Below are 11046 nucleotides of genomic sequence, written 5' to 3' on the forward strand. Positions count from 1 at the left end.
TATCATCAGGGCAGTCTTGATACACCTCGAAACTTTGGTATTACTGTCAAGGCACTCATCGAGCCACGCAATTATCTCTATGGGAGGATAAGCGCCTAACAACTACCCGACATGCCGGCAAATGATTGGACGTAATTCATATGTTGTTTATAGAAGCGACCGTTTTGTGCGCGGTATTGTTCATACTCTGCATTTTAAGAACTGGCACCGATGCTAAAAACTTACAGAACTACAGTTCTTACCCCGATGCGGTGCAAAGCCGGATCCGTGCTATCACGGAATACCAACACCGGTTCAAGGAACAGAATCCTTTTCTAACCTTTACCGCCAATTTTCTTCTCTTCCTAGTCATATTATTTGTTTTCGGGATATTTATCCGCCAGAGCAACTTTGCGCAAAATTTCCTCTCCCTGCTGATTCTCGGACAAACCTTGAACGTTTTCGACCTAATTGTCATTGATTTGTTGTGGTGGCGACGTACCCCGCGCATCAGATTCTCAAAGCTCCCCCAACCCGCTCTCTACCAGGACCCACGAAAGCACATCTCCGCTTTCATCAGGGCGTTCATCATGTACTTTGCCATCGCCCTAATCGATGGCTACCTGCTGACTCTATTTTGAAACCTATACCCTGAACGCCCGTCTAACCTATGGGCGTGATTACCCCTGAACTACTAGCATAGAAACCGTGGTGTCCTCGGATTCGGAGCAACAAAACAATCCTCGCTGGTCGCGGACTATTTCGCGCGGAGCGTTCACGTTTATTGTCCTCATGGGTATCGTGTCCATGTTCTCGGATATGACTCACGAGGGCGCTCGCTCGGTTTTGGGTGAGTATCTGAACCTGACCGGGGCATCGGCAGCAGCCATCGGTTTTGTCTCTGGTTTCGGGGAACTGTGCGGCTACTCGTTGCGCCTGCTCTCAGGTTTTTGGGCAGACAAAACCAATCACTACTGGGGCTTGATTATTTTTGGCTACACGATTCAGGTGTTGGCCATTCCCGCTCTCGCGCTCGTTCCCGACAACGGCTGGATTTTTGCCTGCAGTCTGGTGGTTTTGGAACGCGTGGGCAAAGCCATTAAGAAGCCCGCGAAAAATACCCTAGTCAGCTTTGCGGCGGACGAAATCGGTACTGGTAAAGGTTTCGCACTGCAGGAATTCCTCGACCAACTCGGCGCATTCCTGGGTCCCCTGCTGCTGTTCCTCGTTGGTCTGATTATCGGCACGCAAGACCTGTTCGGGACTTACCGCCTCGGCTTTCTCACCTTGGGTATTCCCGCGCTCCTCACCATCGCGCTCACCATATTAGCCTGGCACTTCTATCCTCATCCCGAAAATTTTGACCAACCCGCCACCTCACCGGAAAACGCCCACGCCCCGACTGACTCGCTCCGGGAACCTTGTGCGCCCGACCCGACCGCCGACACCCCCACCGGCGACACCTTTACGAACGACGCCCCCACAAGCGCGTTACCATCCGTTTCCGCTGTCACCCCCGGTTTTCGTTTCAACCGAACTTTTGCCCTCTATATGGCCGCTATCTGCTTGTTCGCTTTTGGTTTCGCGGACTTCACGCTGATTACTCTGCATGCCGCGAAAACTGCGGCATTCCCGAAAGCGGCATTAGCGCTGCTCTACGCGGGGGCAATGGCGGTCGATGCCATAGCCGCGCTCATTTTTGGAACCTGGTTCGACCGTATTGGCTTGCGGGCACTCATTGTCTCAACCCTCCTGACGGCGCCGTTTTCAGCATTCGTATTCTTAAGCGGCAATCCCTGGTTCATCAGCTTCGGCATCGTGCTGTGGGGGCTGGGGATGGGCGCCCAAGAAAGCATCATGAAAGCCGCGGTAGCCAAAATTATGCCCAAGGATCGGCGCGCCACCGGGTTCGGCATTTTTGAAACCGGCTTCGGAATCGCCTGGTTCCTCGGATCTTGGCTGATAGGAGCCCTCTATGACCTCAATATCCCCGCGATGGTTGCGGTTTCCATCATTTCGCAGCTCGCGGCCGTGGGGTTCTACCTCCTGACCCTGAAAAATTTGCCAACTTTACCTCCGCAATAACCGAAATCGCCCTGTAATAAGCTGTTTTAACGTTAGGCTTAACGCGTGAATATTTCGGATCTGACTCCCGCAACGCAAGGACCACGTCGGTGGCCACGTTCCTGGTCGCCCGGCATTTTTCACGCCAAGAAAGAAACCATTGAACCGCTGGAAATCCCCAGGACCAGGTGGAAATTTGCTCTCCTGCTCACCCAAGTCGGAATTTATGCTTGTTTTTTTGCCCCCATTCAGCTGCTCATCGGCATGCAAGCCTCGATGATAGCTCACGAACAAAAGGAAATTGTGCTTTCCGTAGTTACCGGCTGCGGCGCACTCATGGCGATGATTGCCGCTCCTGTTTTTGGAGCTTTGTCCGACCGGACTTACTCAAAATACGGACGCCGGGCGCCTTGGGTCTTGGGCGGGGTTTTATGTAGAGTTTTCGCGCTCGCAGGCTTGACTTTGTCGTGGTGTCCCGCAGCTTTGGCGGGAACGTGGGTTTTGACCCAGGCGGCGCTAAACGCCGCATTTATCGCTACCAGCGCCATTCCGAACGATTCTGTCAGGATTGAGTACCGCGGCGAAATGGGCGGCTGGTTGGGAGCTGGTCAGACCCTAGGGTCTTTGATTGGGGTGGTATTGGCTGCCCTTTGTACGAACTTCATCAGCAACTACATGGGCATCGTGGCAGCCTACGTCGTCTTAGTGCTGCTACTGACCGTCTGTGTAGCTCCCTACTTGTGGAACGCCAACGACCGTTTCCTCGGTGCCCGCCGCGACCCGATCCCCATCAAACAGTTTTTCCAGCGATTCTGGGTTCCGCCGCGCAAATACCCGGATTTCATCTGGACTTGGCTCTCGCGACTCCTGATGTTCATACCTTTCATGACGATAACGCTTTACCTGCTGTATTACCTCGAAGATGTGCTGCATTACCCGAATCCGACTACAGGTGTCCTGATTTTGTCCACGATTTATGCGGTGCTCACCATGATTGTCGCCTTCATCATCGGTTTTGTCGCCGACTATCTTATGAAGTACCGCTCGCTCATCTTCATTTCCTCAGTCATCATGGGGATTGGCAGCCTCATCCTCGCGTTCTTGCAAACTTGGACCTGGGCGATTTTCGCAGCGGTCTGTATTGGGATTGGCCAAGGTATTTTCATCACGGTGAGCTTTGCAATCACCACCCGAGTCCTTCCTCCCACTGACGATTCCGGTCGTGACCTCGGTGTTTTAAACATTTCCGCGACCCTCCCGCAGGTGTTAGCCCCTATCTTTGGGGTGCCGGTCATTACCCTCATCGCCAGCTATTCCGTGGGTTACACGGTCCTATTTAGCGCTATGGCGGTGATGTTCGTGATTGGCGGGCTGATGATTTATAAGGTGAAATCCGTAGAGTAATCGGGTCTCGTTTCTCAGGCGGCATCGCCGCCAAAACGGAGGAAAATGATGCAGTCGCAAGCCGTGGTGGACAGTTTCGGGGTTCCGCTGCTTCCCCTTGGGGACGCCTTGTCAGGTTCTCCAATCACGAGGATTCCTCAACTGGGTTTCGGTACCTATAAAATTGCTCCCGAAAATGCCCAGGAAATCGTGGAAAACGCGGTGGAAGTGGGGTATCGCCACATTGATACCGCCCAGATGTATGGAAACGAAGCGCAAGTTGGCGCGGCTTTGAAAGCCTCGGGTGTGCCCCGAAAAGATATTTTCTTGACCACTAAACTAAACAATCCCCATCATGAGCCAGATGTCGCCCGCCGCACTTTCGCCGAATCATTGCAGCGCCTGCAAACCGATTACGTGGATTTGTTCCTCATTCACTGGCCAATGCCCGAGGCTTACGGCGGTGACTATCCCGGTTTGTGGCGGGTATTGCAGGAGTTCGTGGCGGATGGGCGAGCCCGTCACGTGGGGGTGTCCAACTTTGAAGTCTCGCATCTGCGGCGACTGCTGACTGAGACGGGAATTTTTCCGCAGGTCAACCAGGTCGAGGTACACCCGTGGTTTGCCAATAACGCGGTGCGGGAATTCACCAAAGCGCACGGAGGGGTCATTGAGGCGTGGTCTCCCCTGGCACGAGGCCGGTTCTTTGACACCCCGGTTTTGATTGAGACCGCCAAACGCCTGGGGCGAACCCCGGCCCAAGTCGTCTTGCGTTGGGCTTTAGAGCGCGGGGACGTGGCCATCCCGAAGTCGAATCATGTTGAGCGGATGCGGGAAAACCTTGCCGTGCTGGAATTTCAACTTGATGCGCCCGCGCGGGCGGCTCTTGATGGTTTGGGTCGGGGCGAGGCAGGCCGCACTGGATCGCACCCCGACCACGTAAACGGTGCAAAATAAACGTTTCCCGAGTCTTTTGACTGGCATCACCAGCGTGTTGCGGTCATCAGTCCCGCGGCTCGCGGTACTTGTGAATCTGGCCCTCACCGGTAACGCCGTCGATAGCGTACACAGAGAGCCAACCGTCCTTTTCCACCCCGGATTCGAGGTCGATGACCCCAGGGTTCACAAAGTTTTCCCGGCTTTCGTTGCGATGCCCGTGCAGTTGGACAATTTCATGGTCCCCCATCTCGGGGAAATTCTTAAACTCGTAGCGCCGCCGGTAGGTGTTGGCACGCGTACCCACTCCAAAAATAAAGTAATCATCAGGTAAATCGCAGTAGCCGGTGCGGCGGATTTCTCGGATGGTTTCGGGATATACCCCGCCGTGGGATACAAAATATTCGCGAGCTCCCGGGCGTTTCTCCGCTCCAGATTTCGTTCCCGGAACTTCGGAAACCGAGGGCGTGGCTGGGGTCCCCCCGACTCGGAAGTCATAGAACGGCACAGTGGAACGATACCAATCTTCGAGTTGTTGGCGGGTCGCTCCAGCTGTCAGCAACTGTTTGACTGATTCTTCGGTGGCGCTCTTGGTGCCTCGTCCTTTCAAGGCGTTCAAAAGGGATTTCTCGTGGTTTCCGGTAATCACCACGTTATCTACGGAACACAGGATTTTCCAAACTTTTCCAGCATCGGGACCGCGGTCAAACAGGTCGCCCACGAAAATCCACTTGGCGTCCGGAGTGCCCAGTTCCGCCACGGCCTGTTCCAAGGCGCCCCCGCAGGACTGCACATCGCCAACCACTCTCACCGGCCGATTGCCCAGGTCAACCTGGCAAGTTTTAAAACAATCCAGCATCTGTGCCGGAGTGATGGTCTGCGGCGGCGGAACGGAATCAAAGCGATCCAAGAATGACTCGATATCAGGAATCCGGTCTCCCCCACGTTTGAGGTTACGGGACAGCAATTCTTCGCGACTAACCTGGGTAAAGTCCACCGCTAAAACGTCGTAGCCGTGCGAATCCGCCAGCGCTTCCCACTGCGAACGAGAGCGAGGCGAGGCATTGACAGCATCGATGATGACCGGAGAGCCTAGAAACATCAGGTTATCAGCTTGTTCTTGCACAATGCGGCGGGTCAAACGCTGCAAATGCTCCCCGGCGATTAAGACCGTGTCACCATCGAGAGCGGGAACATAGCGGGAAAACATGCGACGCACTTCATCAGCGCTGACGGAAAATTCATCGAGTTTATTTTCCTGCACAAACGTCGTTTTGCCGGCCCCCTGCGGGCCGTAAAGTATAAAAAGTTTGCGCATCTCTCCGCCACTTTCGCGTGTTTTCGCCTCGTTCTCTCGGGATTTTAGACAGAATGCCGGAATTCCTCTGACCCCGGCCTCCACCTAGATGAGGCTCCTCTTACCTCCATTTCTATCAGATTCTCAGTGTTTTTTACAAACACTTGACTTCGTGGCGTTTGGAGTATAGACGGAAAGAGCGGTGAACCTCTCACTGTCGGTAGGGCTTACCGCAGTACCCATCTCAGTATTATTTCAGTCTTGTTGCCGCGCTACCCCACATTAACCTAAGGGACAAGACGCCACGAGGGAAAATGAATCGTAAATAGGTCGAAGGGCGGTAATCCGGAAGATTATCGCCCTTCGCTATGAAATTTTCTGAACAGATTTCTAAACGTGCTTGGTCACATTGATTTCCAGCTCCTTACCGCTCGAAGGGTTGACCCTCACGGACACGGCCAGGGTTTCCCCGGCAATGAGCTGCTCGTGAGCCTTCACCCATTCGAGGTTATCGGCGGGCACGCCAAGCGTCAGGTCAATCCGGTCAGCCACGTCCAGGCCCGCGTTCTTACGCGCGTCTTGCACCGCGCGAATCGCATCGCGGGCGTAGCCTTCCGCTTCTAGCTCCTCGGTCACTTCGGTGTCCAGCACCACGAAAGTGCCACTGTCCAGCACATCGGCGACGGTTCCCGGCTCGGCTGCAACCTTTGTCACCAGCCCAAACTGTTCACCCGTGAGGCGCACCGGCTCTCCACCGAGTTCCACCCCATCGAACACCACCGCGTCACCGTCCAAGCGCCACTGACCGGACTTTTGCGCCTGGAACAACGCAGAAGTGAGTTTGCGCACCTCGGGGGCAAAAGCCTTGGGATTGAGCGTCAGTTCCTGGCTTGATTGCAATCCGGACTCGGCAACGCCGAGCACCTCCACGGACTTGACGTTGACCTCGGAGGCAATGAGCGCCGTGTAATCACGCAGGGCCTCCGGATCCGCGGCGACCACCTGGAGGCGGCTCAGCGGCAAACGCACCCGCAGGTTAGCGCCCTTGCGCAAGGCGTGGGCGCACGAGACGACGTCGCGCACCTCGTTCATAGCGTCCACGAGCGCGCCATCGTACACAGCATCGTCCCAGTTCGGGTAGTCCATCAGGTGTACGGAACGCCCCCCGGTCAGCCCCCGCCAGACTTCTTCTGCAATCAAGGGCAGCAACGGAGCCATCGCTCGCATCAGCGCCTCTAACACGGTGTAGAGCACGTCAAAGGCGGCCGGATCCTCGTCCCAAAAACGCTGGCGAGAAATGCGAATGTACCAGTTGTTCAAAACCTCGGTGAACTGGCGGACGTGTTCGCAAGCCTCCGGAATGTGGAAGTTATCCAACTCCGTGCGCAAATCGTGGAACAGCTGGCGCGCGGCGGACAGCAGATAACGGTCCATCATCGGCAGCGCGTTGACACTCGCGGCATCATCCACGTCCACGGGCTTCGCCTCGTAGCCCGCGCCCTGCTGACAGGTGCCGGCATAGAGCGTAAAGAAGTAGTAGGCGTTCCACACCGGCAGAATCGTTTGCCGCACCGTGTCGCGAATACCCTTATCGGTCACAATCAGGTTGCCCCCGCTGACCACTGGGGAACTCATCAGGAACCAACGCATCGCGTCCGCACCGTACTTGTCGAAAACCTCGTTAACATCCGGGTAGTTGCGCAGAGATTTACTCATCTTGCGCCCGTCATCACCCAGGACGATACCGTGCGAGATACAGTTCAAGAACGCCGGCCGGTCAAACAGCGCGGTCGCCAATACGTGCAAGGTATAGAACCAGCCACGGGTCTGACCGATGTACTCCACGATGAAGTCGCCGGGGTAATGCGTCTCGAACCATTCCCGATTTTCAAAGGGATAGTGAACCTGGGCGTAAGGCATGGAGCCGGATTCAAACCAACAGTCCAGCACTTCCGGGACGCGACGCATCGTGGACTTTCCGCTGGGATCATCGGGATTCGGGCGGGTCAGACCGTCAATGAACGGCCGGTGCAGGTTATCAATCTTGACCCCAAAGTCGCGTTCCAGTTCCGCAAAAGAGCCGTAGACGTCAATGCGCGGATAGGCGGGATTGTCCGACTTCCATACCGGAATCGGGGAACCCCAGAAGCGATTACGCGAAATCGACCAGTCGCGCGCCCCGGCCAGCCAGTTACCAAAGATACCGTTCTTGGTATGTTCCGGCGTCCAGGTGATTTGTTGGTTCAACTCCACCATCCGGTCGCGGAATTCGGTGACGCGCACAAACCACGAGGACACTGCCTTGTAGATGAGCGGTTGGCGGCAACGCCAGCAGTGCGGGTAGGAGTGCTCGTAAGAGGCGACTTTCACCAGGCAGGGACGCTGGCGCGCCTCACGGGTCGCCACCGGTCCGGTTTCGTCGCGCAGGTCCGCGATGATGTAGCGGTTTGCCTCAAAAACGTTCTTTCCCGCGTAATCTGGGACTTCCGCGGTGATAACCCCGTTTCCGTCTACTGGCATGACCACCCCGATTTGGTGGGTAGCGCAAACATTCATGTCGTCCTCGCCGAAGGCCGGGGCGAGGTGCACCAGCCCGGTGCCGTCCTCGGTGGACACGAAGTCGGCGCCGATGATGGTCCAGGCTTTCGACCCCGGTCCCACGTGTCCGGGCTGGTCTGCCGTACCATCAGCGATGGCGGCGGCTTTCGCATCTTCAAAGTAATCAAAAATGGGATAGTACGCGAGGCCAACCAGTTCGGAGCCTTTGAAAGGTGCGGATACCTGCGGGTTTTCCCCAAGTTCTTTTTCATAAGCCGCCAAGCGAGCCTGGGCTAGGATGACGGTTTGTCCCTGCAGTTCCCCCTGGGTCGGCGTGACGCGCACGTAGTCGATGTCCTCCCCAACGGCGACCGCTAGGTTGCTGGGCAACGTCCACGGGGTCGTGGTCCAAATCAGCACCATCTCGTCGGTGTCACGCAGACGCAGCCCCACCGTGACTGTTTGGTCGGTGCGGTTTTGATAGATGTCGTCATCCATCTTAAGTTCGTGGTTCGACAGGGGCGTTCCGTCGTGCCAGCAGTAAGGCAGCACCTTAAAGCCTTCGTAGATGAGCCCCTTGTCATACAGGGTCTTAAACGCCCAAATGACCGATTCCATAAAAGTGGGGTCGAGGGTCTTGTAGTCGTTTCCAAAGTCGACCCAGCGCGCCTGGCGCGTCACATATTCTTCCCATTCTTTGGTATATTTCAGCACCGACTCACGACAGGCCTGGTTAAAGGCCTCAATCCCCATTCCGCCCGGGCCTTCGATTTGTTCCTTGTCCTCGATGCCCAGGATGCGTTCCGCTTCCAGCTCGGCGGGCAAGCCGTGAGTGTCCCATCCGAAGCGCCGCTCCACACGGCGTCCCTGCATGGTCTGGTAACGCCCCACGATGTCTTTCACGTAGCCCGTCAACAGGTGGCCATAGTGCGGCAAGCCATTGGCAAAGGGCGGTCCATCATAGAACACGAACTCGTTACTGCCGTCTTGACCAGCGGGACGGGCATCTACAGAAGCCTGGAAAGTATGATCCGCAGCCCAAAATGCCAGGGTTTCAGTTTCAAGGCTCGGAAAATTCGGGCTGGCGTCCAGGGAAGTGTCCCGGTGTTTGGGGTAGAACCCGCGTTTTTTCTCGCTCATCTTCGTCCTTATCGCGAATCGTTCATTCACGAGGACGCCTGCGACACTCTGTCGGTGGGCGCGGTACCACCTCGCTTGCTCACGTGATCATGCAAAAGTCTGGGTGCCGACCAATCGGTGCGGCCAGACTATTGAGTTGGCCAAGTGAGCCGCTCAATACGGCTGTAACGGGCCTGCCCGTCGGAGTCTAATGAGTCGCGTGCACGGCACACAACCGTTCTTTCCGAAGCTCCCCGGCGATATCCGGGCTCAACAGTCCGGACCGGTTCAATGCGGATTCCACTCTATCCAGTTTTTTCTCTGGACTCAAAAAAGTGACTGTTTTGCCTGTGGTTCAAAAAGCCCAACGGTCAGGACGGATTCTTAATCCTGCGGGGTATAGCTCAAAATGTCTCCCGGCTGGCACTCCAAAACTCGGCAGATTTTTTCCAGTGTAGAGAAGCGGATTGCCTTGGCGTGACCATTTTTCAATATCGAGACATTAGCCGCCGTGATGTCCACAGCCTGCGCAAAGTCCTGAACCGACATACCTCGCTGGGCCAGCAACACCGACAGATTTACCGTAATCACTTAGATGACCTCCGCTAATTCTGCCGCATCGTCCAGTGCGGCTTGAAAAATACTCTTAGCCAGGCTGACCAGGGAGAATAGCCCCACTCCCAAAACTATTCCGCCGAGGAATAAAAGTGGCGGCTCCGGTCTGGTTGCCGGTGCAAAAATGCTCATATGCCCACCGGTTATCGCGACGATACCGGGGCCGATAGCAACCATGAGACGCGCCAGATTAATCCATTTCATGGTTTTAGCAGTAAAAAAAGCTCCTTTGCTAACTGCCCTTACCAGCATCATCAACGCCACAATCAGTATCTGCACACAAATGAGCGCCGCTACGGCCGCCAGCGCGTATGGTACGACCAGGTGGCGAACCTCTGGGAATTCCTCCCCCGTTTCCCATGCCGCTAATACGCAAAATAGCTGGAGCAACAACACCCCAGGAAGAGCTGCAATCAAGGCAACTTCCGACAAAATTACGTAAGCTCGAGAAAATTTCATATATCGATTATCGATACTTATATATCGTTTGTCAATAGGTCAGCGTACCTTATGTACATAAAACGCGAGCGTTATTCAAAACGCCGCACCTTTCGCATGCCTACACTATCAGCCCTTGACACCGCCCTCTTGCACGCCGCGGAAGAACATCTTTTGGCTGGCCGCAAAGAGAATAATGATAGGAATCAGCGCAATTACCGTGCCAGCAGCCACCACTCGGGGATTGGTCCCAAAAGATGACTGCAAGTACTGCATGCCAACTGTGAGCGTGTACTTCTTTGGATCAGAAAGAACCACCAACGGCCACAAGAAGTCATCCCATGCTTGGATGAAAGACATCAGAGCAACCACCATCGCCATTCCTCTCACATTGGGCCAGACCACGTAACGCAGTTGCTGTAACGTTGAAGCCCCATCAATCGTGGCAGCGTCTAAAACGGCAGGAGGGATAGAGCGCACTGCCGTAGCCATCAAGAGAACGTTAATCGCAGTAATGGCAGTCGGCAGGAAAACCCCCACCAAGGTGTTAGCCGCACCCAATGCCTTCACCGTCAAATACTGGCTGGTCAGAGTGACTTCTCCGGGCAGCATCAGCGTGGAGAAAAATAAGGCCAACATTAAAACACTAAAACGGAAACGCATGGTGGCCCAAGCAA

General features: G+C 55.3%; 9 protein-coding genes. 4 read left to right on the forward strand and 5 right to left on the reverse strand.

Annotated elements, in window-relative coordinates:
• Nucleotides 1–140: 140 nt before the first annotated feature.
• The 4 genes from AC5LBQ_RS01385 to AC5LBQ_RS01400 all read left to right on the forward strand — a co-directional run bounded on the left by AC5LBQ_RS01385 (nt 141) and on the right by AC5LBQ_RS01400 (nt 4383).
• Entirely contained in the window at nt 141–620 is a 480-nt protein-coding gene (locus tag AC5LBQ_RS01385; protein WP_493264406.1) for an ABC transporter permease, read from the forward strand.
• Between the two features lie 67 nt (nt 621–687).
• The gene (locus AC5LBQ_RS01390) at nt 688–2064 is read left to right on the forward strand and encodes an MFS transporter (protein WP_491680276.1); all 1377 of its coding nucleotides are present in this window, start codon (nt 688–690) and stop codon (nt 2062–2064) included.
• A 45-nt stretch (nt 2065–2109) separates the two neighbouring features.
• Entirely contained in the window at nt 2110–3447 is a 1338-nt protein-coding gene (locus AC5LBQ_RS01395) for an MFS transporter (RefSeq protein WP_493264407.1), read from the forward strand.
• Nucleotides 3448–3492: 45 nt separating this feature from the next.
• The gene (locus AC5LBQ_RS01400; RefSeq protein WP_493264408.1) at nt 3493–4383 is read left to right on the forward strand and encodes an aldo/keto reductase; all 891 of its coding nucleotides are present in this window, start codon (nt 3493–3495) and stop codon (nt 4381–4383) included.
• A gap of 46 nt (nt 4384–4429) precedes the next feature.
• On the opposite strand, the gene AC5LBQ_RS01405 is transcribed toward AC5LBQ_RS01400, so the two are convergent.
• The 5 genes from AC5LBQ_RS01405 to AC5LBQ_RS01425 form a co-directional block, all read right to left on the reverse strand.
• The gene (locus AC5LBQ_RS01405) at nt 4430–5680 is read right to left on the reverse strand and encodes an AAA family ATPase (RefSeq protein WP_493264409.1); all 1251 of its coding nucleotides are present in this window, start codon (nt 5678–5680) and stop codon (nt 4430–4432) included.
• A 369-nt stretch (nt 5681–6049) separates the two neighbouring features.
• Entirely contained in the window at nt 6050–9337 is a 3288-nt protein-coding gene (gene ileS / locus AC5LBQ_RS01410; protein WP_493264410.1) for an isoleucine--tRNA ligase, read from the reverse strand.
• 363 nt (nt 9338–9700) lie between these two features.
• The gene (locus AC5LBQ_RS01415) at nt 9701–9907 is read right to left on the reverse strand and encodes a helix-turn-helix domain-containing protein (RefSeq protein ID WP_295026844.1); all 207 of its coding nucleotides are present in this window, start codon (nt 9905–9907) and stop codon (nt 9701–9703) included.
• Complete coding sequence (locus tag AC5LBQ_RS01420; RefSeq protein ID WP_493264411.1) at nt 9908–10390, reverse strand: DUF2975 domain-containing protein; 483 nt, start codon at nt 10388–10390, stop codon at nt 9908–9910. It lies immediately after the preceding gene.
• Nucleotides 10391–10498: 108 nt separating this feature from the next.
• Nucleotides 10499–11046, reverse strand: a 548-nt coding sequence (locus AC5LBQ_RS01425; RefSeq protein ID WP_493264412.1) for a carbohydrate ABC transporter permease, incomplete at its 5' end; no start/stop codon positions are given.

The organism is Mobiluncus sp. (genome assembly GCF_985070215.1).

Coding starts and splice junctions, on each gene's coding strand:
- AC5LBQ_RS01385 (WP_493264406.1), top strand. CDS start 141: ATGTTGTTTATAGAAGCGACCGTTTTGTGCGCGGTATTGTTCATACTC.
- AC5LBQ_RS01400 (WP_493264408.1), top strand. CDS start 3,493: ATGATGCAGTCGCAAGCCGTGGTGGACAGTTTCGGGGTTCCGCTGCTT.
- AC5LBQ_RS01405 (WP_493264409.1), bottom strand. CDS start 5,680: ATGCGCAAACTTTTTATACTTTACGGCCCGCAGGGGGCCGGCAAAACG.
- ileS (WP_493264410.1), bottom strand. CDS start 9,337: ATGAGCGAGAAAAAACGCGGGTTCTACCCCAAACACCGGGACACTTCC.
- AC5LBQ_RS01420 (WP_493264411.1), bottom strand. CDS start 10,390: ATGAAATTTTCTCGAGCTTACGTAATTTTGTCGGAAGTTGCCTTGATT.